This is a genomic window from Ruegeria sp. ABV4_181 (genome assembly GCF_056158465.1).
In genome coordinates this window covers 2,011,034-2,034,634 of the sequence record NZ_JBSWTI010000002.1, presented here as the reverse complement: position 1 = coordinate 2,034,634, position 23,601 = coordinate 2,011,034, and the positions used below count along the sequence as shown (strand labels likewise).

General features: G+C 58.4%; 18 protein-coding genes. 5 read left to right on the top strand and 13 right to left on the bottom strand.

Translation table 11 applies throughout. From position 1 onward, the window contains the following. Window positions 1-21: 21 nt before the first annotated feature. From xrtT to ACXAC3_RS10050, 4 genes are all read left to right on the top strand, one after another. Window positions 22-1,479: an exosortase T gene (gene xrtT / locus ACXAC3_RS10065; RefSeq protein WP_475159372.1), complete on the top strand. Its 1,458-nt coding sequence runs from the start codon at window positions 22-24 to the stop codon at window positions 1,477-1,479. After that, on the top strand, window positions 1,476-3,578 hold the full coding sequence (locus ACXAC3_RS10060; RefSeq protein WP_475159371.1) for a VIT and vWA domain-containing protein: 2,103 nt from the start codon (window positions 1,476-1,478) through the stop codon (window positions 3,576-3,578). The genes xrtT and ACXAC3_RS10060 overlap by 4 nt, the downstream gene beginning before the upstream one ends. A 162-nt stretch (window positions 3,579-3,740) precedes the next feature. Next, window positions 3,741-4,427: a response regulator transcription factor gene (locus tag ACXAC3_RS10055; protein WP_475159370.1), complete on the top strand. Its 687-nt coding sequence runs from the start codon at window positions 3,741-3,743 to the stop codon at window positions 4,425-4,427. Continuing rightward, window positions 4,421-5,998: an ATP-binding protein gene (locus ACXAC3_RS10050; RefSeq protein WP_475159368.1), complete on the top strand. Its 1,578-nt coding sequence runs from the start codon at window positions 4,421-4,423 to the stop codon at window positions 5,996-5,998. The genes ACXAC3_RS10055 and ACXAC3_RS10050 overlap by 7 nt, the downstream gene beginning before the upstream one ends. 41 nt (window positions 5,999-6,039) lie before the next feature. On the opposite strand, the gene ACXAC3_RS10045 is transcribed toward ACXAC3_RS10050, so the two are convergent. Further along, window positions 6,040-7,896, bottom strand: a complete 1,857-nt coding sequence (locus tag ACXAC3_RS10045) for an SLC13 family permease (RefSeq protein WP_475163398.1) — start codon at window positions 7,894-7,896, stop codon at window positions 6,040-6,042. Between the two features lie 226 nt (window positions 7,897-8,122). Between ACXAC3_RS10045 and ACXAC3_RS10040 the strand changes: the two genes are divergently transcribed. Next, the gene (locus ACXAC3_RS10040) at window positions 8,123-8,590 is read left to right on the top strand and encodes a GNAT family N-acetyltransferase (RefSeq protein ID WP_475159367.1); all 468 of its coding nucleotides are present in this window, start codon (window positions 8,123-8,125) and stop codon (window positions 8,588-8,590) included. 63 nt (window positions 8,591-8,653) lie between these two features. Here the strand turns inward: ACXAC3_RS10040 and ACXAC3_RS10035 are convergent, their stop codons facing one another. The 12 genes from ACXAC3_RS10035 to ACXAC3_RS09980 form a co-directional block, all read right to left on the bottom strand. Then, window positions 8,654-9,088: a hypothetical protein gene (locus ACXAC3_RS10035; RefSeq protein WP_475159366.1), complete on the bottom strand. Its 435-nt coding sequence runs from the start codon at window positions 9,086-9,088 to the stop codon at window positions 8,654-8,656. Continuing rightward, entirely contained in the window at window positions 9,085-11,148 is a 2,064-nt protein-coding gene (locus tag ACXAC3_RS10030) for a glycosyltransferase (protein WP_475159364.1), read from the bottom strand. Before ACXAC3_RS10030 ends, ACXAC3_RS10035 begins: the two co-directional genes overlap by 4 nt. Then, window positions 11,145-12,227, bottom strand: coding sequence for a hypothetical protein (locus ACXAC3_RS10025; protein ID WP_475159362.1), 1,083 nt, complete (start codon window positions 12,225-12,227; stop codon window positions 11,145-11,147). The genes ACXAC3_RS10030 and ACXAC3_RS10025 overlap by 4 nt, the downstream gene beginning before the upstream one ends. A 5-nt stretch (window positions 12,228-12,232) precedes the next feature. Further along, window positions 12,233-12,541, bottom strand: a complete 309-nt coding sequence (locus tag ACXAC3_RS10020) for a hypothetical protein (protein ID WP_475159361.1) — start codon at window positions 12,539-12,541, stop codon at window positions 12,233-12,235. A gap of 77 nt (window positions 12,542-12,618) precedes the next feature. Next, the gene (locus tag ACXAC3_RS10015) at window positions 12,619-14,676 is read right to left on the bottom strand and encodes a hypothetical protein (RefSeq protein WP_475159360.1); all 2,058 of its coding nucleotides are present in this window, start codon (window positions 14,674-14,676) and stop codon (window positions 12,619-12,621) included. 408 nt (window positions 14,677-15,084) lie between these two features. Next, window positions 15,085-16,089 carry a radical SAM protein gene (locus ACXAC3_RS10010; protein ID WP_475159358.1) on the bottom strand — a complete coding sequence of 335 codons (1,005 nt, stop codon included), beginning with the start codon at window positions 16,087-16,089 and terminating at the stop codon, window positions 15,085-15,087. A 429-nt stretch (window positions 16,090-16,518) separates the two neighbouring features. Beyond that, entirely contained in the window at window positions 16,519-17,925 is a 1,407-nt protein-coding gene (locus tag ACXAC3_RS10005; protein ID WP_475159357.1) for an amidohydrolase, read from the bottom strand. A gap of 21 nt (window positions 17,926-17,946) precedes the next feature. After that, window positions 17,947-18,951 (bottom strand): ABC transporter ATP-binding protein, encoded by a 1,005-nt coding sequence (locus tag ACXAC3_RS10000; RefSeq protein WP_475159355.1) that lies wholly within the window; start codon window positions 18,949-18,951, stop codon window positions 17,947-17,949. Beyond that, window positions 18,948-19,925 (bottom strand): ABC transporter ATP-binding protein, encoded by a 978-nt coding sequence (locus tag ACXAC3_RS09995; RefSeq protein WP_475159354.1) that lies wholly within the window; start codon window positions 19,923-19,925, stop codon window positions 18,948-18,950. The genes ACXAC3_RS10000 and ACXAC3_RS09995 overlap by 4 nt, the downstream gene beginning before the upstream one ends. Next, window positions 19,922-20,842 carry an ABC transporter permease gene (locus tag ACXAC3_RS09990; protein WP_475159353.1) on the bottom strand — a complete coding sequence of 307 codons (921 nt, stop codon included), beginning with the start codon at window positions 20,840-20,842 and terminating at the stop codon, window positions 19,922-19,924. Before ACXAC3_RS09990 ends, ACXAC3_RS09995 begins: the two co-directional genes overlap by 4 nt. Then, window positions 20,839-21,816 carry an ABC transporter permease gene (locus tag ACXAC3_RS09985; RefSeq protein ID WP_475159352.1) on the bottom strand — a complete coding sequence of 326 codons (978 nt, stop codon included), beginning with the start codon at window positions 21,814-21,816 and terminating at the stop codon, window positions 20,839-20,841. The genes ACXAC3_RS09990 and ACXAC3_RS09985 overlap by 4 nt, the downstream gene beginning before the upstream one ends. 64 nt (window positions 21,817-21,880) lie before the next feature. Continuing rightward, complete coding sequence (locus ACXAC3_RS09980; protein ID WP_475159350.1) at window positions 21,881-23,464, bottom strand: ABC transporter substrate-binding protein; 1,584 nt, start codon at window positions 23,462-23,464, stop codon at window positions 21,881-21,883. Window positions 23,465-23,601 lie beyond the last annotated feature (137 nt).

Sequence of the window (23,601 nt, the reverse complement as noted above, 5' to 3'; positions counted from 1 at the left end):
TTGCCCGCCAGAATGGGCGGCATGAGATACCTGACATCACAGTCACTGGCCTGGTTCGCGTTGGCGACGGCCTCGATCATTCTGGCCGCGCAGCCGGCGCGCTGGCTGGTCCAAAGCTGGATCAGCCCGTCCTACGGATCTTACGGCTATGTCTATGTGGCGCTGATCTTCGGCCTTGCCGGCCTCAGCCTGCTAAGCGGACGCCCCGCCGCATCGGAACCGCGTCCCCGCGTTCTGGCATTGCTGTTTCTTGCCGCCCTGATCCGACTGCTGGGGCAGGTACTGGCGATCAACATTCTCAGCGCCTTGGCCCTTGCGGTCGATGTGTTCGCGCTGGTGCGGCTCTTTCGGCTCAATTCCCGACCATTTGCGCTGTCTCCATTCTGGGTGGCTGTGCTGTTCCTGTTTTCGCTGCCGACAGAGATGGTTTTGCAGCGCACGATGGGGTTTCCGTTGCAGATGGTGTCGGCGGACCTTTCCTGCGCAATGCTCAAAGCGCTGTTTGCTGACGTGGCCTGCGATGGCGTACGTATCACTCTGCAGGCGCGCGACATACTGGTGGACCTGCCCTGTTCCGGGGCATTAGGCCTGTTGTTGTCGCTGGCCTTTGTCGTAACGCAGAACGCGGTCTTGCGGCCCCGCTGGTATGTGGCCTGTCTGGGGCTTCTTGCGGTTATCGGCTGCGCCACCATCGGAAACAGCCTGCGGATTTCGCTGTTGGCCATTGGTCTGGCGCAAAATCTGGATGTCATGGCAGAGCCCTGGCATTCCCTGATCGGGTTGCTGACCCTTGGTCTGACCGTGCTGCCCTTTGCGCTGTTTTACCGGCCACGCAGTGCGGATCGGTCTTGCAACGACGGCCCCGGGAACAGGGCAACGGGAATTCCCAAAAGGATCGGGGTGCCCGCCAGCATGGCCTGTCTTGCTGGCAGTCTTGCCATCGTCGGCCTGAAGGCAGACCCGGTGGATGTTTCGGGCACTGTGGCGTCCCCGGACCTGCCCGCGCAAATCAACGGGTTCCTGGCAACACATGTTCCTCTGACCGCGATGGAGGCATCCTATTTTCGGGCGTTTGGAGGACAAGCGCAAAAAGCGCAGTTCGGCCCATTGGGGCTGAACGTCGTAAGCACCCGCGCACCATTGCGCCACCTTCACGGGCCCGAAATCTGTTTGCGCGGACTGGGCTATAAGGTGCGCTTTCTGGGCACCCGGTACGACGGTGTCCCCAGCGCCTATTACCGGGCGACCGGACCGGACGGGGATCAGTGGATGGTTGCCGTCAGCTACGTGGCGCAGTCCGGGCAGGTTACCCCCAGCGTGGGAGAGGCGATCTGGCGCTGGATGAACGGATCCGATGGCACCTGGAGCAGCGTGCAGCGGATCACCCCATGGACATTGGACACCCGGCTTCGCGGCGAACTTGATGCGGCGGCGCTGACGGCACTCGACATTCAAGCCATCAAAGGAACAGACGTATGATACGCAGGATCGTTTGCATTTTCTTATTCGCTTTGCCCGGGCTTTGGACCTCGGGCGTTCAGGCAAGGACAGCGGATGACGTTGCCGGTCGTGTGATCGGAACTGGTGAGGCCGGACAGGTTGAACTGCCGCTTCTCAAATCCGATCTGACCGTTAATATTCAGGGTGATGTGGCGACGGTTCAGGTTCGCCAGGTTTTTGCAAACCCGTCCAGCGCGCCGATGTCGGCGGAATACCTGTTCCCCCTCAACCAACATGCGGCCGTTTTCGCGATGCAGATGCAGGTTGGTGACGAAGTGGTCCAGGCGCAGATACAGCGCAAGGCCGAGGCCGAAGTGACGTTCAAGCAGGCGGAACAAGACGGCAAAGCCGCGGCCCTGCTGACTCAGCACCGACCCAACATGTTCACGCAGAATATTGCGAACCTGATGCCGGGGCAGCCGGTAACCGTTACCCTCAGCTATGTTCAGGCGGTTCCAAAGATCGACGGGTCCTATGAACTGGTGCTGCCTCTGGTGGTCGGGCCGCGATATAAGGGGGCTGCGCAATCCGCCCCCGACGCAGACAGAGACGTGACGTTGGCGGCCCACGCCGATGAAGAACCGGTTTCAGAAACTCCCCTGGTCGTTGACGGCTGGCGACTGGCCGATTTGCCGGAATACCCCCCGGTGATCGGTCTGAACCTTCCCGATGAGATTGGATATGATCGCGTCTCGCTGAATGTGAACCTTCAGGCGGCCGTGCCGGTTTCCGGCCTGACCAGCGCAACCCACGATCTGAAGGTTGAACGCCGGGGTGACGAAGTTCAGGCGTCGTTCAGGGCCGGGCGGGTCATCGACAATCGTGATGTTATCCTGCGGTACGAACTGGGCGGCCCGACCACATCGGCAGGTGTGCTGTCTCATTTCGACGACCGCGGCGGCTTTGTGTCTTTGATGATCGAGCCCCCAAAGGTTCCCGATGCCGATCAGATCACTGCCCGAGAGCTGGTCTTCGTAATCGACACGTCGGGCTCTATGGGCGGCGCGCCCATGGATGCTGTCAAACACTTAATGACGGCGGCCCTGAACGGGCTCGGGCACCAGGATTACTTTCGGCTGATCCGGTTCTCTTCGGACGCCACCCAGTTTTCGGCGACTGCCATGCCCGCCACCAGAGGGAACGTCAGGGACGGGCTGCGTTTTGTGCGTAACTTGCAGGCGTCGGGCGGGACCGAGATCGACAACGCCATACGCACCGCCTTCGCCACCGGCCAGCCAAAGGACACGCTGCGCATCGTTGTCTTCCTCAGCGACGGGTATATCGGCAACGAAGCCGGCGTTCTGCGCACAATCCGGCGGCAGATTGGCGATGCCCGCATCTATGCCTTTGGCGTTGGCACCGCAGTAAACCGGTATTTGCTGGACGCCATGGCAGAAGAAGGGCGCGGCTATGCGCGCTATGTCGATCCGACCGAAGAAGCCTCGGACGTGGCAGAGACGCTGGCGCGGGATCTGAAATCTCCGGTTCTCACGGATATAGCGGTGGACTGGGGCGGCCTGCAGGTTACCGACGTCGTTCCCCGGCGTATCCCTGATCTTTTCGAAGGTGGGTCAGTTCGCGTGCTGGCACGTTACGCGCAAGGCGGACCGGCGAACATTCAGATCAAAGGCCGCGTACAGAGCCGCGCGGCCGACATGCCCCTGTCGGTGAACCTGCCGACAACGCCCGCGCCTGAAACCGATCAGGACAAAGGCGCGTCGATCCCGCTGATCTGGGCGCGTTCCAGAATTTCGGATCTGGACCGCGCGATGGCCGTTCAGGACGGCGAGGAGGACCAGCTTCGGGAAAAGATCACCAATCTCGGGCTGCGCTTCAGCCTGCAAACCCGGTACACCTCGTTCGTCGCAGTTTCCAAAGCGGTTGTGAATGACGGCGACGTGCCGACGAAACCAACCTCGGTGCCCTTGCATCAGGTGGCCGGTGTCGGGGCCGGCGCCTATCCCAATCAGGGCTTCAGCGGATCCTCGACCCCCGAACCGCAAACCCTGTTTGGCATCCTGACCCTGTTGGCGCTGGGGGCGTTGCGTTTAACTCGGATGCGGAGGAAACCGGCGTGAACAAGGTTCCTTACAAACTGCGCACCGATGCCTGGTGGCTGGATGGCGAAATCACCTGGCGCAAATCCCGGGGGTGCGGTGGCCCCAAGGGCCCACTTGACCGGGCAGACCGCATTGTGATCTGTGATCGTCATCATACAGGGCATTTAATGGCAGACGATTATGGCGAACCACATTCTGATCGTAGATGACGATGCCCGTATTCGCGATGTCGTGCGATTTGCCTTGGAGGATTCCGGGTTTCGGATTTCCGAGGCCGCGACTGGCCTGGAAGCGTTGGACCGGTTTTCCGAGACCGCCACCGATCTGGTCGTTCTGGATATCGGCATGCCCGATATGGACGGGCTGGAAACCTGCAAGGCGCTGCGCAGAACCTCGAACGCTCCGGTCCTGTTCCTGACCGCCCGCGATGAAGAGATCGACCGTATCCTAGGGTTTCAACTGGGCGGCGACGACTATGTCACCAAGCCTTTCAGTCCACGGGAACTGGTGCTGCGGATCAAGGCCATTCTTGCCCGATCCGCAACCTCTGCCGCAAAGGGTGCCGCTACCGTCCATCAGGATCTGGAACTGGACGAGACGGCCCATCGCTGCACACTGGGCGGAGCGGAAGTCCAACTGACCGGCATCGAATTTTCGGTGCTTTCGATCCTGGCAAAAACGCCGGGCAGGGTTTATTCCCGCGCGCAGTTAATCGAGCTGGTATACGGGCAAAACACCTACCTTTCCGGCCGCACAGTGGACAGCCACATCCGCAACATCCGCCAGAAAGTTCGCGCGCTCGGCTACCCTGACCTGATCCAGACGGTGCATGGCGTCGGGGTCAAGTTGGGCAAGTGTCAGTGCTGAAGGTCACAAGAAAATGGCGGCCATCCCTGGCTCTGGTGATTTCGCTGGTCTGCATCGCACTGGTCGCCCTGCCCGTTTTGGGCGTTCTGGGTGCTCGCCTGTCCAGCAACCAGTTTGCGCGCGAAACCGAAAGAAGCCTGCTGGCACAGGCCGTCATCTTTGCCGAGGTTTACGCCACAGCCTTTGCCGAACATGAGCCATCGCCCGATTTCGGCCACAGCCTGACCGACGAACAGGTCGAACACCGATCGCAGGACTATCATCCCATTCCGCCCCGGCTGGATCTGTTTCGCGGATGGGTGTCGCCTCCAAGACCGGATCCTGTTGCGACTGACGCCAAAACCCGCCCACCTTACGGTGCGGTTTCCGACATCCTGTCCTCGCTGGCGGCAAGCGCGAAAAAAACCACGCTGTCCGGATATATCTTTCTTGATCACGCAGGTCAGGTCATTGCCAGCACCGGAGAGGTCAGCGGTTCATTCGGCCACATCCCCGAAGTGGCGCAGGCGTTAACGGGTGAAACCGTCACTCTGCTGCGCTATCGGGATGATCAGACCCGGCGGCATCTGCTGAACTCAATCAGCCGTGACACGTCCTATCGTGTGTTCGTCGCCCATCCCGTTGTTGTCGATAACCGTGTAATCGGTGCCGTCTACCTGTCGCGCACACCGATGGATTTGCGCAAGTTTCTGTTTCAGGAACGCTACACGCTGGGCTCATTGGCCATATTCATGGTGCTTTCGGCCGGTCTTGTCGGCGCGCTGCTGTGGCGTCTGATTTCACAACCGATCCATGATCTCAGCAATCAAAGCAAGGATGTAGCCAGCGGTAAGAAGCCGGTTCCGGATCCGGTGCGCCATTACGGCGTGCGGGAACTGGCGGAGCTGGGCAACAATGTCGTGTCGATGGCGGAAACTCTTTCAGAGCGCTCTGCGGCGCTGGAAACCTATACGACGCATGTCACCCATGAACTGAAATCACCGGTCACGGCAATCCTTGGCGCGGCGGAACTGTTGGATGGCGATCAACCGGACGCCGGTTCCGAACGCCACCAAAAGCTGGTGCGCAATATTCAGGAAGAAGGTTTGCGCCTGAACGCGTTGCTGGGACGGTTGCGCGAATTGGCCCGGGTGAGCGTTCAGGCCGATCGGACGCCCGCCGCGCTGGAAGATGTCGTTTCAGCAGCCGCGGCAGAGTTCAGCGATTTGAACGTCGCCCTTCACGCCGCCCCGGGCGTTTCCCTGCCATTGTCTGCGGAACAGGGGCAGATCGTCCTGCACCATCTGTTCCAGAACGCGCAGCAGCATGGTGCGACCAGGGTGGATTTAACGTTCCGCACCGCACCGGACAGCCTTTTGATCGGGGACAATGGAAACGGAATTTCCGAACGAAACCGGGCGCGCATAACCGAACCCTTCTTTACCACAAGGCGGAGCTCGGGCGGCACCGGCATGGGGCTGGCGATCGTGGTGGCCGTTCTAAGGCAGGTCGGGGCAAGGATCGAAGCGCTGCCCTCGGACAACGGCGCCGTATTCCGGATCGAGTTTACTGAAGTTGAGACCGACCAATAGGTATCGCAGCGAAGCAAAAGGCCGCACGCAACCTGAACAGATTAATACAACACGTTGATCATCAACAGCGAAACAACCAGGAACAAAGCGGTCATGACCCCGCCTGAGCGCACAAAATCCATCACCTTATATCCCGCCGGGCCCATGATCAGCGCATTCACCTGATGTGTCGGAATGATGAAACTGTTCGACGTCGAAATCGCGACCGTCAGCGCAAAGACGGACGGGTTACCGCCTGCTGCAACCGCAATCGAAACCGCAAGCGGCACAAGCAACACGGTGGCGCCGACATTGGACATGACCAGCGAAAAGGCCGTGGCCAGCACTGCAACGCCGGTCTGAAGCGACCAGATTGGCCAGCCGTCCAGAATGATCATGATTTGCTGGGCAATCCAGGCAGCCGTGCCTGTATTCTGCACCGCCTGTCCCAACGGTATCAGGCATGCCAGCAAGAACACGGTGTTCCAGCCAACGGCGCGATATGCCTCATCCACACTGAGAACGCGGGTCAGCATCATACCCGCAGCACCTGTCAGCAGGCATAGCGAGAGGCGCACGTCGGTGAACAAAATCAACGAAAGCGAAATCGCGAAGAACCCGACCGCCCAGCCAACCTTTTGCGGACGCAGTTCATCCTGCGGGAAGTCCGTTGTCACCACCACGAAATCCGGGTCACGCTTGATCCGCATCAGGTTGTCCCATCTTGTGTGGGCCACAAGCATGTCGCCGGCCTGAAACTTCTCAAGCCCGATCTGGGTGGACTCGTGCGTTTCGGTTTCCACATGGCTCAGCGTTTCCTCGCCCCGATGGATCGCCAAAAGCGACATGCCATATGTCTTGCGGAACAAAAGTTCGCGCGGGCATTTTCCGATCAACTTGCTGTCGGGGGTGACAACGACCTCGGCGATGCCGGCATTGGTGGGGGCAAATTCTTCGACAAAAATGTCCAGATCGGGAAGAACGGTCAGGCCGAACTTCTGCGCGAACTCCTCCACCACCCAGCGCCGCCCGATAATCGCCAGCCGGCAGGGTGCCGCAATTTCTGCGGTCAGAACCTGAACCATCGACGTTTTGCCGCGGTAAAAGGTTGAGATTATGTACAGGTGGTTTTCGTGATTGATATCGGCCAGCACCTGCCCCACCAGCGGGCTGTCGGCGGGGACAACGACCTCAAAAACATCCGCCTTTAGCCCATAGACTCGTTGCAGATATTCCTGCGTCCCCTGCCCCGTTCCGGTGTTTTCGGACCCTTCTGCGCCAGGCAGCACCCAGCGGCCTAGCAGCAGGAAATAGGCGATGCCCGTCATGATCAGGGCCGCGCCAATCGGGGTCACCGAAAACAGGCCAAAGGGCTGCATCTTCTGTGTCTCGGGCAACCCTTCGTTGGCGGTCAGGATCAGATCGTTCAGAAGGATAAGCGGCGAGGAACCGACCATCGTCATCGTCCCGCCAAGAATGGCGCAGAACCCCATTGGCATCAGCAGGCGTGACAGCGGTATGCCCGATCTGGACGAAATCCGGCTGACGACGGGCAGGAACAGGGCGGCGGCGCCGACATTCTGCATAAAGGATGAGATGACGCCGACAGTGCCGGAAATAATCGGCAAAACCCGGTTTTCGGATTTGCCGCCATATTTCAGAATAACGGCTGCCACCTTGTTCATGATGCCGGTCTTGTCCAGACCGGCCCCGACGATCATGACCGCGATGATCGAAATGACCGCGTTTGACGCAAACCCGTCGAACAGGTGCGGGACGTTAGCAAGATTCTCCAATCCGGGCGCATAGCTGAGAAGACCGATGAGAACGAGAACAAGAATGGCCGAGAGGTCAATTCTGACCACCTCCGACACGAACAGAAAAACAGTGAAGGCCAAGAGGGCGCAAACCACGCCCATCTCGAACGTAAAGGCCACGTGTTCCAAAATCTTTATCCAGGCTTTGCTTTTCTACCTTCATTGAACAATTACCCCATCCCACATGCGCTGTCATGAAGTTTCGTTTCAACGCAGGAAAACGACACAAAATTTCCCAAGGCTGGCACAGGCCAATAAGCGCCAGTTTGGCATGCCTTCGATTGCCTGGGGTCTGGTTTGTTGTACTGTCAGTTCAATGGACGATGCGGTGACATATCATCGGCTTGATCAAGACAACGCTCAGCTACTTCTTGGTGCCGGAGTTTTCGATAACCCTGTCGACCCCGGGCAACTCGACGGGTTTCTGGCCGATGATGGGCACGAGTTGATCTTTGCCGTATTGGGACAAACAGTAATCGGCTTTGCGTCGGGCACGATTTTACTGCACCCGGACAAAGCACCGGCGCTCTTTGTCAACGAGGTTGGCGTTGCCCCCGATCATCAGCGTCAGGGCATAGCTCAGACATTGTGCAACATGCTGTTCGATGTGGCGCGCAACCGGGGGTGTCAGGGCATTTGGCTTGCCACAGAGGATGACAACACACCCGCACGAGCCCTCTACCGGTCGCTGGGCGCGCGTGAGACAGGCGGGGTTGTCGTCTATGACTGGGATGGTGCAATGGATGCCGATCCCAGAAATGCCGGCGAACAAGGGCCGGATGATCAAGAGAGCTGAGCCAACTATAGCGCTTCGCGCCACTTGTCCGGCAGGGAAACTCAGACCGGGAAGCCGGTTTCCTTAACTCAGAAGCCCGATTTCGTGTCCGTCAATGATGATGGCGAGATCCCAGAATTTTCTGATCTCTTCCTCGGTGGCCTGGGCTGCTTCGGGGTCTTCCGGAACACGCTCGACCCGGAAACCGAACTGCTCAAATCCGCAGTAGTCCACGCGGCTTAGAATGATCGGAAAGACACCGCGCTCTGTCGCGGCGGAGGCGAGAAGCCGTGCCACATTGTATGGCGTTTCCAGCGGTTCCAGAACCCGAATGCCAATATGCGCAGGTCCACCCGGATCGCGATCCCACAGCGCCACGGACGGCGCAAGACCCTGCTGCGGAAGCAGTACTTTCCCTTGTGGCCCCACGCCGCGCGTGTCCGTGACCAAATCGTCAAGTCGCACCGGCTGTTTCGGTGACATTCTGCTGAGAATTTCGAACCAGGTCGTGTCCGTCATTTTCTGACTCCGGTCTCGGTTATCAATTCAGCAGCCTCCGCCGCGCCCGCTTGGGGCAGCTCAATGTCATGCAGCGCGGTCCGGAAGACGTTCAACCCATCGCTGTCCAGACAATCGGTCACGGTCCTTTCCAGCTTCATGAATTCCCTTTCGGTGATCAACGCGCACAGATCGCGGTCCGCCAACGCCCTGGCGCGCCGTTCCTGATCGTCCAGATAGGGCGCCGACTGCGGAATCAGGATCGCGGGTATCTTGTGGTAAAGGAGTTCAAGAACCGAATTATACCCTGCCGCAGAGATGACAAGATCCGCAGCCAGGCAAAGCTTGGTGGCTTCGAACGTCTGAACCACCCGGGTATTCGTCCAGCCAAACGCCGCCGGCTGCACCGTACTTCCGGGCCAGATGACAATCAGATGCAGGCAATCCGGTCGGGTTTCCAGCATCCCTGAAATCGCCTGAAGCTGCGCGGATCTGTCCGAGGCGACACCTCCGCCCAACATGCTGACGACCAACTGCCTGAAGTCACGCCCGAACCGTTCGGCCAGCCGCGCCCGGAGTTGGTCGCGGTCGTCCGTGGATTGCGCCACCTGCCGGTAAATCGGGCCAACATAGTGCACGTGGTCACCATAGCTGTAGGCATCGTTAAGCTCTTCGAAGGCTTCGGATGGCACGATGACACGGTCGAATACCGCCTCGCGTCGAAGCATGGTTTGTCGGGACCGGCCTTTGGGCCAAAGGCCGCGCCGGATCCAGACCGCTGACAGCCTGCGTTCCAGGATCACCCGGTAGACGGAATCGAAGACATGGCCGCCGTCGAAAACGATCCTGTCGTTTTCCTGTAACGCGGCCCCAAGACGTCGGTACGTCACGATGTCATTGCCATTGTAATTGTCCGTCGCGTCGGTGCGCGAGACCAGCGGGATACAATCCTGACCTTCGCGACGCAAAAGCGGCACGCAACTGGGAAAGGCCGCGAAAACCCTGGGCATTGCGTCAGGCAACGCCTTGGCGACGATCGCGCATCGCTGAGCATGGCCTAACCCTACCCCATTGGTCGGAAAGAACAGGGTTCTCTGGTCCGCTCGCTCGGCCTCTTGCAGTTTTGCGTGCAGTCCCGCCGCAGCCTCCAGTCGGGAAATGTCGACCGTGTGGAGCCACCGGGATTTTGATGCCTGTTCCGCAATTTGCGGAATGTTTCCAAGTATCTTCCCGATCAGGTAACCGTCCAAAGCAAACAGGGTCTTTGGCCCCAGCAAGGCCGGCGCGCCCGATGACATCAGAACTTCGTCCTCGGTGCAGTCTATCACGACCCCTCCGGCGGCCAGCAGTTCGACCGCAAGTGCCGCCATGCGAACACCGGCGATTCCGTGCCCGAACATCGCCAGAACGTCCGTTGAATTGGCCAGCGTGTGCGGCGACAAATCGGTGTAAAGGTTGGCTGGCAAGTCGTGGAAGGACGACGCCTTGATCGCCTCGTTCTGTGCGCCACTCACAATGAGTTTCAGGTTATATGCGCCCTGATTGCTCATCCGTGACAGGCAGGACAGCGTTTCAGGGTTGTCCAGTTCGGTCGATCCAAGGACAACAGTGACGGAGGGCATTTCACGCACAGGTCGTGAAGTCTTCCGAACTTCCGCAAACAATGGGCTGGCTGCAGAAAGCAGCACCGGTCGCGGTTGGAACTCGGTCAGGTCAATGACCGTAGCCTCACGCCCAAGTGCATAGGCCAGGCGGGACTTGGCACCGACATAGCTTTGTTGGGTCGGAAATCGCCCTGTCGCAATCACCGGCACGTCCGCGCCAATCTGCCTTTGCCTGAGGGACGCGAGCAGCACGTCATCAATGTCCTCGGCGCCCAGCACAAAAACGGTTTCGGCAACATGCTCGGAAGGGTCGACAAGAATCTTGGCCGCTTCGTAAATTCTGCCGCGCCCGGCATCTTCCGGCAGATACTCGGCACCGATACACGCATTGAAACCGCGCGCGGTGAGTTGTTCAGCAAAGATCAGCTGCGCGTCGAACGACCGTAAGGAACGTGTGCCGGCCTCAACAAAGATCATACCGGCACCCCGCCGTCCGTTGTCAGAATTTTGGACAGCATCGCGCCGAAGTTCTGGGCCGAATAACGCTCCAACGCCTGTTGCGACTTGGATACCTGCTGATGATAGCGGCGCGGGTCGGCAACAAGGTCGGCAATGATCTCGTCTACTTCGCCGGGGCGGCAGCCAAGAACGGCATCGCCAAAGGTTTTGCCAATGTCGGGATTGGTCAGCACCACCTTGCCGGCAGCCAGTGCCTCGGCGATGACCCGTCCGAAGCTCTCTTGCCAGGTTGGAGCCGTGAAATACACGTAGAAATCAATCATTTCAAAAAACTCTTCCACACTTATGGCGTCGAAGGGAAGCAGCGTCCAATGCGCGCGGAGAACCCCGCCATCCAACAAAGCGTCTGCGCCGAGGATGACATTGCTCTGGGATTGCCGGGAGAAACATCTTTCCAAATCGGTTAAGGCCGGAAATTTCTCAAACCCCGGCCGTGAGTGCCTGCCACGGCGGTCCCCGGGCTCTGCCCGGGGGGCGCCTACTTCGGTCTGGCAGATATTGAACCAATTGGTGTCGAGAACCTTCCACGGTTGGCTGACGCGGGACCCGGCCAACCAACCGGAAACAGTATCGCGGTTATACGGAGAGATTGGCGCGAGAGTTTTGCTCAGCGACAGCGTGGACGCTTCGATCTGATTCAGGCAGGCGGCGACGTCGAATCCTTCCCCGCCCCCCGGGCGCAGAAAATTCTCGTGCGTGACCACGATCAGTTCCCGCGTAATGATCTTTGTGTCCAGCCTGTCCTGATGTTTCAAAAATGACGGGTTGTGCAAAATCACAAAATCCGCGCGTATTTGCGGCGCATCCCAAATCAGCGGTATCCGCAATGCGTCAAGCACCCGGCGCAGCACCGGTGAAATGTGTTGGCTTTCACCGAACATCCTTGAAGTGATCGCGTGCACTTCCAACTGCCCGAAGTCCACGGCCACCTGCAGTTCTGCCGCCACAGCGGCAGACGTGCCTCCTGAGAACCTGGGCTCGATGACATAGGCAATCTTAGGACGAACCACGGGATTGATGGCGTTGATCAGGGACATGGGGTTCAGTGCTGAAACGTGGTTTCATTCGCGGTGTCATCCGGATTGCGTGCCCCGCTGGCAGCATAGTCGAAATCCAGATTTCCGGCAGAAGCCGCTTCGTAGAAGTTCTGTAGTTCCACCGACAACTCATCATTTCCCAAAAGCAAATCCGGGTTTCTTTGCAGATATGAATAGAGCGACTGGGTGTCATTGGTGGACAGGAACCCATCAATAGCCAACAGATGCTCAAGCGTCATTTCCGAACGCGCACCCTGCGTTGTTGCCAGAAGCAAAAGCGCGGTTACGATGCCCATTAGTCTGCTGTCAGTCATCTTCAAAAACCCGATAAATAATAGTTAACGTTATACTCAGTATGTTTCGGTCCTTTGGGATCAAGAACAATGAATGGTTATTGGTTTGTTGCAGTCCTAAGCTTTTTCAGGACCTGATTTTTCAGTTGATTGACCTGATTGTTTGCCGGGGCCGTGACCCTGCTTTTTCTGGTTGTCCGCTTGATCGCTGAACCGCCGCTGCCTTTCCCGGCCAGCCAAAGCTCTATTATCCCGCGCGGGGTTTTCGTGCCTGACCCTGTGAAGTCGCGCACCAAAGCGCCGGCATCTTCTGCAAGCGCCGCGGCCCGGGCAGCGTCCTGTCTGTGATAGAACCGGACATTGGATTGGCGGATCCCGAAGCCAACCCGCGCCGTCCCGTTTAATGCATGTCCCGAAGCCGTCAAATCCGTAACAACGGTGTTTACCGTATCAGCAGGAACGCTTTTGGGCGCATACAACCTGAATTCCGCACCGTTACCACCACCTGATATCGCTTCTGGTGCTTCAGTTTCCTCGACAGGGGGCAAGACCGGCTCAATCGGGTCGGTGGGTTCAGCGCGCGGCTCGATACTCACTGGTTGAGAGGGCTCCGGGACCAGCGCAATGTCGGCCTGCGCGTCCGGGTTAAGGGCGGCGGTCTGCACCTCGTCCGCTGCGGGCTCCGTCAAAGCAGGTCCGGGCGACGGGACCACGAAATCCAGAACACCCATCGGATCCGGACGGGAAAGGCCCGGATTGGCCAGGGCAATGCCCGGTCCTTGCGGTTCAGGCTGATATGCCGCAATCCGCACTGGAAGCGGCCCGTGATCCCCGTTTGAACCCGCCGGCTCGGGCGAGATCAAGGCGACCGGCTGAATTGAAACCACCGGCGGGCGTGGGGACGTAAGGACTGCGTTGATCAGGGAATCTATCGAATAGAGCTCTGCCGCGTCTTCATCCGACAAGGAAAACGCCGTGCCAAACAGCAAAGGAGTGTGTTGATACCGTGTAAATGTTGGATTCGCCTCGGGCCGCGGTTGGCTGCTGGTTATGCTCAGCGGAATCGTCGGTGGATCCAGGGCCAAAGCAGACGCCAGAACATTAGGGGCCGGGCGTACCAAGTTCGGTTCAAGAATTTCCACATTTTCGGACAGTTCCGGCAGAGCTGGCGTCACACCGACCAGACTGGCCAGTTCTTCGGTCTCAACCGGGTTTTCTTCGGGCGGCACGGAACCCGTTGGCGCGTCCAACAAATCCGGCAACAGGTCGGATTGCTCCAACGCATCGCTGGCAACAACAGGTTGCTGAGCCGGGAGTTGAACTGCCTCACGGCCCTGAAGCGACGCGACATCGACAACTTCTGTTTCTATTGTTGCCGGTCCGGCACTCTCATGCGACCCCGACGCGCCCCATTCGGACAACAGAAAAAACACGGAGGACGACGCCACTACACCAATGGCGGCCCCAACCGCGATCGAGCCGAACTTGATCTTGCGGCGCGTTCTTCGCTGTTCGCCCATTTTATGAAGAAGCTTTTTCCGTAGACGATCAGCGACCTCTTCGGTGGATAGCTTCAGACCCGCCTTTAAACTTGGCTGATCATCTCTGGCGTTTTCGGCCTGCGTGTCGCTGGATGGCTGTGGCGGTTCGGCACTTGCGCTTTCCTGAGCCGGGTTGACCTCGCCCTGAGACGGCTCTGGCACAGCGTTTTCAGGAGCGGGAAGTTTGTCTTCGGTCGGCGCGCTTTTCTGTTTCCCCGGTTCAGCCGATTTCGCCTTCGCTTTTCTGACAATTTTACTGATCTGGCTGTCATCCGACGTCTCGGCAGAGGGATTTTCCGACTCACTTGCGCGACGCGGACTTACCGCCGCACTTTGCTGAGGCGCCCGATTTGGCTGGTCCGTGGCGGGTTTTGGTTCACTTGCAGGCTTTTTACCTGTGGTTGATTGATCACCACTGTTCTGACCCGCTTTGGGTTTGGGCGCCGCCGCACCCTTTTGGGCACGTTCCGAAAGAGATTCTTTCCGCTGAGTAATAGCTTTTTCAAGCACCTTCTGCCATTCAGGGGACTGTACGAAATCGTAAGTCCCCACGACGACGTCGGCTTCTTTTTTAGCAACCTTAGGTCGCGCTTTTGGGTCGCTGGCCTTGGTCATAAATCCCCCAAACTGGCCGCTCAAATACTCTTATCACTGTCACTGCCCGGGCAATCCGCATGCGGCCCTGAGCGTCGAAAATTCAAATTAAATGTGCAGTAGATTATAAAAAATAGACCACTCGAAAACAAGTAAACCGGTGATGCCGGACGAATATGGGCGATCATCGCGCTTATTTCTGACGCATATCTTTTAGTGGAACGACCTCCGCGCCACCCAACGAACAGGGGCGCGGATCATCAAATTCTAATGGTCTGATTGATCCAAATTTCCTGCAGATGCGCAGGAATGACCCAGGCATCTGCGCCCCAATGCGAAACAAAGTCCAAAGTTCAAACCCGTTTGTTCACGAAGTGACTTGCGATTGCGGTGAATTAAGCACGGCAGGATCGGCTCAGTCCGACGCGCCTATTCCCACCGTGCGCGCGAGATCAGGATGTCGGCCACGCAAGAGCACGTGTCGCGCGTACAGACAATCGAGGTCTCCGGCAATTTCAGCTCTTGCCCAAGCTCACCGATGCGGCCACCTACACCACAGACTGCACGGTTCACATAGCCATCACCGGTTATGCGCAACGACTCCAACCCCGCCTCGCAAGTCCAGCCGCGCCAACGGTTTTCGCCCCTGAGGATGAAAGTATTGGGCCGGATTTTCTCGCGTGTCCCATCGGGGTTGCGCCGCTCCATGATCCCACGCGGATGCCGTAGACGCCCGTTCGACGCGCGTGGGCTTGAGACCTGTTCTTGCATTTTTGCGATCTGGGTTTCGCTATAGGGGTAGAGTTCGTGCCCAAACCCAACCCGCAAAGGTTTCATCGCAATCCCGATATTCGGAAAATCTGCCCCCAGCTTACGAGCCAGTTCATAGCTTTCGTCAAACCGATCAGGCAGCATTGTGATGTTGACATGAATGAATATTTCTTCCGACAGGATTTCGATCACCCGGTGGACATGCGCAAATTCTGCCTCTTCCAGATGAAACGTCAGAATAAGGGAATCCAGCTTGTCGCGAACGGCCTGCCAGAAACGCTCGGTCCTGGAACCATTTGAAATCAAACTGACTTTCATGTCGTGGGCGTGGGCGGCGGCCAGAATATCCTTGATTTTCGGATGCATGGTTGGCTCGCCGCCGGTCAGTTGCAGCCAAACCTGCTTGCCCATGCCTGCCTGATAATGGGCCTGCAAAGCTTCGATCATTCCAAGGACGTCGCCAAGGCTTTGCCAACCTTTTGATCCGTCGTGCAATTCGGGCGGGCAATAGCTACATGCGTAGTTGCAGCGATTGCCAAGCGTCCAATCCACCAGAACGACTTTCTTGTGAATATCCTCGGCATGTTCAATCCGTTCCAGAGGCCGCGCCTGCGTCTCTGACATCGGGGTGTCTGCCGGGTTGGTACCATGTGTCGACCGCATCAGAAGCGTACCTGCCTATGCTAGTTGGCGAATTGACCGAGTTACCTGTCGCACAGTAGTCCGCCCCTGTTTCGGTCTCTGGACCTTGGTGCCGAGTGGTCGTTCTGCCTAATGACCGCGAACTGTCTGCCAACAACACGGGCGTCTCAGGTCGGATCAGTACAATCTCTTCAATTCCCTAGCGGCAGATAAACCCTTATCAGCCCGAACACCTTATTCCACATGGCCAAACCGGGCAATAATAGCATTTCTGCGCGCTGTTCGCCACTTTTGAGCCAGCCGCAAGCCGATGCGTGAGACTGGCGAATTGCGGGATCACTTTTTCACTTTGCCCATCAGAATCGCCGAGAAACCCTCGCTTTCAGCAGGCTTGTACCAGTGTTGTGTGAGGCCTTCCTGAATACGAACCTGCGTGGAACGCACGCCCCGTCACACCGGCGGGCGCACGTTTTCCGGTATCGGGCAAACATAGGGCGTGTGGTCGAGGTTATCCTGATGAATTTCGCTGGCGGCATTGATAAGGGATTGGTCTTCAACCACACGACACGCCGTTGCGGCCATCGCTTTGGCCGCATAAACCATGCCCTTATGGGCTGCCGGAGCCTTGCCCTGAGCCACGGTCTGCCAGGTGTGAAAGGGGGTTCCGATGGCGCAGGTCGCAACCCGCGCCTGAACCGTGGGAACTGCCCAACTGACGTCGCCAACATCCGTCGAACCTTCACCACCTTCGCTTTGCCGATCAAGCGGCGCGACGAAATCACAAAGTGCGAGGCCTTTCTTTGGTCTGGCTCCGATCCGCTTGAACGTCGTGTCGATATCTGCCGCCGTCAAAGTTCCCTGAATCTCGCGCGCAAAGGCGACATCCGCATCGTCGAACGGGACCGGTCCCAGCTTTTCAAGCTCGCCCTGCATCGCCTCTTCCAGAGCGCGGTTGCCAAGCAGGTTGGACACGCCAGAGAACACCTGGCTGGTGACCTCAGTCCCGGTCATCAATGCCGCGCCGTCGGCAATCTTGCGGACGCGCGTGATCAGATCGTTCAAATCCGGCAAGGAACTGGCGCGGACAAGCTGGCGCACCGTGGCCTTCGCCTGCACGACATTCGGCGCGACGCCGCCTGCGTCGAGATACGCGTAATGCACGCGGGCACTGTCGGGCATGTGCTCGCGCAGATAGTTGACGCCGATATTCATCAACTCGACAGCATCAAGTGCAGACCGACCCAATTCCGGGGCTCCGGCCGCATGGGCTGCCTTGCCGTGGAAAGTAAAATCGATCCGGGTGTTGGCCAAAGATCGGGCCTGGTTCACGCCGGTAAAAGTTGCCGGGTGCCAGGAGATCGCTGCATCCACATCGTCAAACAACCCTTCGCGTACCATGTAGGTCTTGGCGGCCCCGCCCTCTTCGGCGGGACATCCGTAGTAGCGGACACGCCCCTTGATACCGTTCTCAGCCAGCCAGTCCTTGAGCGCGGTCGCCGCCAAAAGCGCCGCAGCACCGAGCAGGTTGTGACCGCAGCCATGACCGTTGCCCCCCTCTTCCAGCGGCAGATGCTCGGCAATACCCGGCATCTGGCTCAGGTAAGGCAGCGCGTCGAACTCACCCAGAATTGCAATGACCGGGCCTTCGTCACCCGCTTCACCGACCACGGCGGTCGGTATGCCGGCTGCGTTCTCGGTCACTCTGAACCCCTGAGATTTCAGCATGCGTGTGTGTTCCGCCACCGACCTGAACTCTGAATATAGTGTTTCGGGTGTGTCGAAAACGCGGTCTGACAAGGCGACAAATTCCTCGCGATGTCGGTCGACGTGGTCCCAGATTGGATCAGCGTTTTTCAAAGGGATCTCCTGACAGATATCTCAAACCGTTTCCATGTGTTCCAGAAGACAGGCCGTTTCGCGCCCGCCACGGCCAGCTTTCAATTCGGGAATCGTACGCCGGCATTCGGCCGTCGCAACAGGGCAACGCGGATGGAAAGTGCATCCGGAGGGTGGGTCGAGCGGGGACGGGATTTCACCCTCGATCGGCGCGAACTCCCGACGTCGCTGGTCGAGCCGCGGCGCTTCGGCCAAAAGTGCTTTGGTGTATGGGTGCCTCGGGGCAGAAAAAATCTCTTCGGTCGAGGCGCTTTCGACAATCCGGCCCAGATACATAATCGCGACCCGATCAGCGATATGTTCGACAACGCTCAGATCGTGGCTGATGAACAAATACGTAAGCCCAAGTTCCTCGCGTAAATCCATGAACAGGTTGATTACCTGCGCCTGGATCGAGACATCAAGCGCAGCGATGGCTTCGTCGCAGACAAGGAACTTCGGTTTCACGGCCAGCGCGCGGGCGATCCCGATCCTCTGGCGCTGGCCGCCGGAAAACTGATGCGCGTAACGACGCTTTAACGACGGGTCCAGCCCGACTTTTCGCATCACGTCGTCCACATAGTTCGGAAGCTCGGCCTTGGTTACGATCCCATGCATCCTTGGCGCTTCGCCGATGATGTCTTCGACACGCATGCGGGGATTGAGGCTGGCGAAGGGGTCCTGAAAAATCATCTGAATTGCCAGGGTTGCCGCCCGCTTGTCCGCACCTGAAAGAGAGGCCACGTCTTTCCCCTGAAAAAGCATCTGACCGTCGCTTGCCGCATGGATACCGGCAACAACACGCCCCAATGTGGATTTGCCGCAGCCGGATTCACCGACAAGCCCCAGAACTTCGCCCGGCCGGATCGACAGGCTGACGTTGTCGACTGCATGAACGGTCTCTTCGCGAATGTTTGCTCCCAGCCGCTGCGCGATTTTTCCGGCCACATCCAGACGTTTGGTAAAGCGTTTCGAAACGCCGCGGATTTCGACCAGCGGTTCCGTCATTGCATCGCCCCGATCTTGTTCTGAGGGTTGAAGCACCGAAGCTGTCGTCCGTCCACGTCCTCGATTGCCGGCCGCAACGAGCAAGCGGACATTCTGTTCCGACAGCGTGGGCCAAAGGCGCAGCCTTCAGGCAAGGCCAGCATATTGGGCGTCATACCTTCGATCTGAAAAAGACGCTGGCCACGGCGGTTCGCCGTTGGAACCGAACCGAGAAGACCGACGGTGTAGGGGTGAAGCGGACGGTCGACAACGTCGTCGATACTGCCCTGCTCGACAATTCGCCCGGCGTACATAACCGAAATTCGATCAGCAAGGCCGGCCACAACGGCAAGGTCATGTGTGATCCAGATCATCGCTGTCCCTGTTTGCCGGGTAAGTTTTTGCGCCTCGTGAATGATCTGCGCCTGGATCGTAACATCCAGCGCGGTGGTCGGTTCGTCCGCGATGATCAGGTCGGGCTTGTTGAGGAAGGCAGTGGCAATTGCCACCCGCTGACGCATACCGCCGGACAATTGGTGAGGATAGGCCCTCAGCCGCTCTTCCGGCGAAGGGATACCGACCAGCCCCAGCGCATCCCGGCTCCGCTCCCATGCGATTCGCCTGTCGACCTTTTCGTGCGCGAGAATGGATTCGATCATCTGGGTATCGACACGCAGCACCGGGTTCAGGGTCATCATCGGGTCCTGAAAGATCATCGAAATCCGGTTGCCGCGAAGTTCCTGAAGCCGCTTTTCGGGTGCGTTTGCGATCTCGTCACCATTGAACCTGATCGAACCGTCCACAATACGGCCCGGCGGGTCGATGAGACCGAGGATCGAGAACCCCGTGATCGACTTGCCAGAGCCGGACTCACCCACAAGCCCCATGACCTCGCCCCTGGACACCGAGAAATCGACGCCGTCCACCGCCTTCACCACGCCCGCATGGGTGAAGAAATGAGTTTTCAGGCCGCTTACTTCCAGAACCTTCGTCATTTCTTCAACCTCGGGTTCAACACGTCGCGCAGGTGGTCCCCAACGAGGTTGATGGACACAACGGTGAAAAGCAGCGCAAGGCCGGGAAATACTGATATCCAGTATCGCCCGGACAGCATGTATTCGAAGCCATTGGCGATCAGCACACCCAGCGACGGCTGTGTCTGCGGAAGCCCGACACCCAGAAACGAAAGCGTCGCTTCCAGGGAAATCGCGTGGGCGGTCTGCACCGTGCCCACCACGATCAGCGGGGCAAGGCAATTTGGCAGGATGTGGCGAAAGACGATCCGCAGGCGCGAAATGCCAAGGCACTGGGCCGCCTCGACATATTCCTTGTTCCGTTCAACCAGCGCAGTCGCCCGTACGGTTCGCGCATAATATGCCCATTGCGCAACCACCAGCGCCAGAATGATCTTGTCGACGCCCTTGCCCATCGCCGCGACCAGCATCAGCGCCACCAGCGACGCGGGAAAGGACAACTGCAGGTCAACGACCCGCATTACAATCGCCTCTGTTCGCCCGCCCGCATAAGCGGCAATCAGACCTACCGCCATGCCAATCAGCAGAGCAATCACACCCGAGGCGAGGCCCACGGAAAGCGAGATGCGCAGCCCGTACAGAATGGCCGAGTACAGGTCGCGGCCTGCGCCGTCCGACCCGAGCCACATCGTGTATCCCTCAAAGGCTTTGGACCCCGGCGGCAGGCGTCCATCAAGCACATCGACCTGGGCCAGATCGTATGGGTTCTGCGGTGTGATCCACGGGGCGAGTATTGCGAGCAAAACGATGACCCCGAACAAGCACAACGCGGCCGTGGCGATACGACTTTCGAAAAACTCGGCCAGAAAGCGCTGAAAGGGGGTTTCCACCTTGGCAGGCGCTGCTGCGTTGGTTTCGGATGCGGTAACTTCGGTCATGCGCCCTGATCCTGAAGCCGGACCCTCGGATCGAGGAGGGAATAAAGAATGTCGACGATCAGATTGATCAGTACGAAGAACAGAACGATGATCATCAGATAGGCGACGACGACGGGCCGATCGAGCTGAAGGATCGCATCAATCAGGAGTTTGCCCATGCCCGGCCATGCAAAGATCGACTCTGTCACGACCGAGAATCCAATCAGGCTCCCGAATTCCAGACCCATCACGGTAACGACTGGGATCATGATGTTTTTCATGACATGTACAAAGATGATGCGCCGGGTCGAGAGCCCTTTGGCCCGGGCGTATTTCACATAGTCCTGCCCCATCGCCTCGCGCACACCGGCGCGGGTCAGCCGAATGGCCAGCGATATCTTCAAAAGCGCCAGATTGAGCGCCGGCAGGAAAATGTGGCTCAGACCGTCGCAGGTGAACAGGCTGCTTTCGATCCCGAGAAACCGGCCCAGATCGCCGCGCCCTGTCGCCGGAACCCACCCGAGTTCGACGGCAAACAGCATGATCAGCATCAAACCGACCCAAAAAGTAGGAAGTGAAAAGCCCAGGATCGATCCGGCCATGATCCCCTTTGAGATCGGGTTGTCCGGGTAAAGCCCGGCATAAAGCCCAAGGGGGATACCAATGACGATTGCAAGCATCAGCGCGGTGAACGCCAATTCCATCGTTGCCGGCATGTGATGCAGGATCAGCTTCAGCGCCGGTTCACCAAAGATAAAGCTGTTGCCAAGATCACCTTGCGCTGCGCCCTTCAGGAAAAGCCAGTACTGCTGCCAGATCGGACGATCCAGTCCAAGCCGCTCGATAGTCGCTGCGATATCGGCCTGATCCGCGTCGGGGCTCACCAGCATATAGACCGGATCGCCAACGATATTGACGCCGAAAAAGACGATCACCGACATCAGGAATACGACCAGAAGTGCCTGAAGCAATCGGCGGATCACAAATACAGTCATTGGATGTAACCCTCGAAGGGGAAGCCGCCGGGCCGCGTCTGCGCGCGGCCCGGTGGAGTTGCCGTTACTCTTTCACCACGCCCAGCGCGAGGGTGTATTCATCGGTACGCGCGATGTACTTGAGCCCCGCCTTCGCTGCCCAGGTATTGACCTGGAAATGGGTCGGAATGATCGCGACGTTGTTAATCGCCCGTTCAGTCGCCGCTGCAAGCAGGTCCTGCCGCTTGGCGTCGTCGACAGTCCGCAACGCCTCTTCGATCAGGGCGTCCGTCTCAGGATCGGAATGCCGTCCGCGGTTGGATGACCCAAAGCCCTTGTCGGGATTGAACGTGTGGATCAGCGATTTCAGAGGCGATGACGCCTCGCCCGAGCCCGCGCCCCAACCGACGAGGATAAAGCTGAACTCCGGCAGGTCGCCCTCGGCCCCGCGGGAGGCCCGCCCGAAGTAGACCGAACGCGGCATGGTTTCGACCGCCGTCTTGATGCCGATCCGGGTCAGCATCTGGGCGACAGCTTCTGCGATCTTCGCGTCATTGATGTACCGGTCATTCGGTCCGTGGATCGTCATCTCGAACCCGTCGCCATATCCGGCTTCGGCAAGAAGCGCCTTGGCACCTTCAGGATCGTATTCGACGACCTCCAGATTGTCGGACACACCAAAGAAGCCCTCTGGCAACAACTGGCCCGCTGGCAGTGCAACGCCTTCCATCACGCGTTCAACGATGGCATCGCGGTTGATGGCCATGCTGATTGCCTTGCGCACCTTCACATCCATCAGCGGGTTCTTGATGTCGCCGCCGCCATTCGCCTTCACAAAGGGCGAGTTTTCGCGGAACTGGTCCATGTGCAGGTAAATGACCCGGTTCGAGACACCCTGACTCAGCTGCAACTCTTCGTTTTCGGCCAGAGTTGCGATATCCGTGGTTGGCACCGCGGCAATCATGTCGACATCACCGGCAAGCAGGGCCGCAACGCGGCTGGGACCCGACGAAATCGGGCGGAATTCGACTTCTGACCAGATCGGCGCGTCACCCCAGTATTCGTCGTTCCGCGCTACAACAATCGACTCGCCGGGTGTGTAGCTTACGAACTTGAAGGGGCCGGTTCCAACCGCTGCGACACCTGAATTGAAGTCTTCGGTCGCTGCGCCGCAACCTGTGTCACTCGAAATAATCCGAATGGTCGAAATATCGTTCGCCATCAAAGGATAGGGCTCAGCCGTCTTGAAGTGGACTGTGTAGTCATCCACTTTCTCGACCGACTTGCCTTTCAGGTACGTACCAAAGCTGGACGGCGAATTGGGGACGTTGGGCGCACGTTCGATTGTGCAGACAACGTCATCCGCATTGAAGTCGGACCCGTCGTGAAACTTCACGCCTTCGCGCAGTTTGAATTCCCATGTCAGGTCATCAATAGGCTGCCAGGAAACAGCAAGCCCGGGAATAAGACGTTGATTCTCATCCTGATCGACAAGGCGATCAAAGATGTGCAGCGTCATCGCGTTATTGGGACCAAGATTGTGGAAGTGCGGGTCCATGGCAGTTGGTTCCGAGGCCAGACCGATTGTCAGCTTTTCCGCACTGGCGACACCGACCCCGAAAGTCAGAATGCCGACAGCGACAGCTGTCGCAGCTGTGAATTTCTTCATCAAAAAGACTCCCTGTTCATTTGGCGCTTGTTTGATCCGAATCCATGCCCGGCCCTGCGCCCTTCCGAAATGCTATCTACCCTGAAAATCATTGCCAATACTCAATTCTATGCGATTTTGCATAGAGTAATCCGATC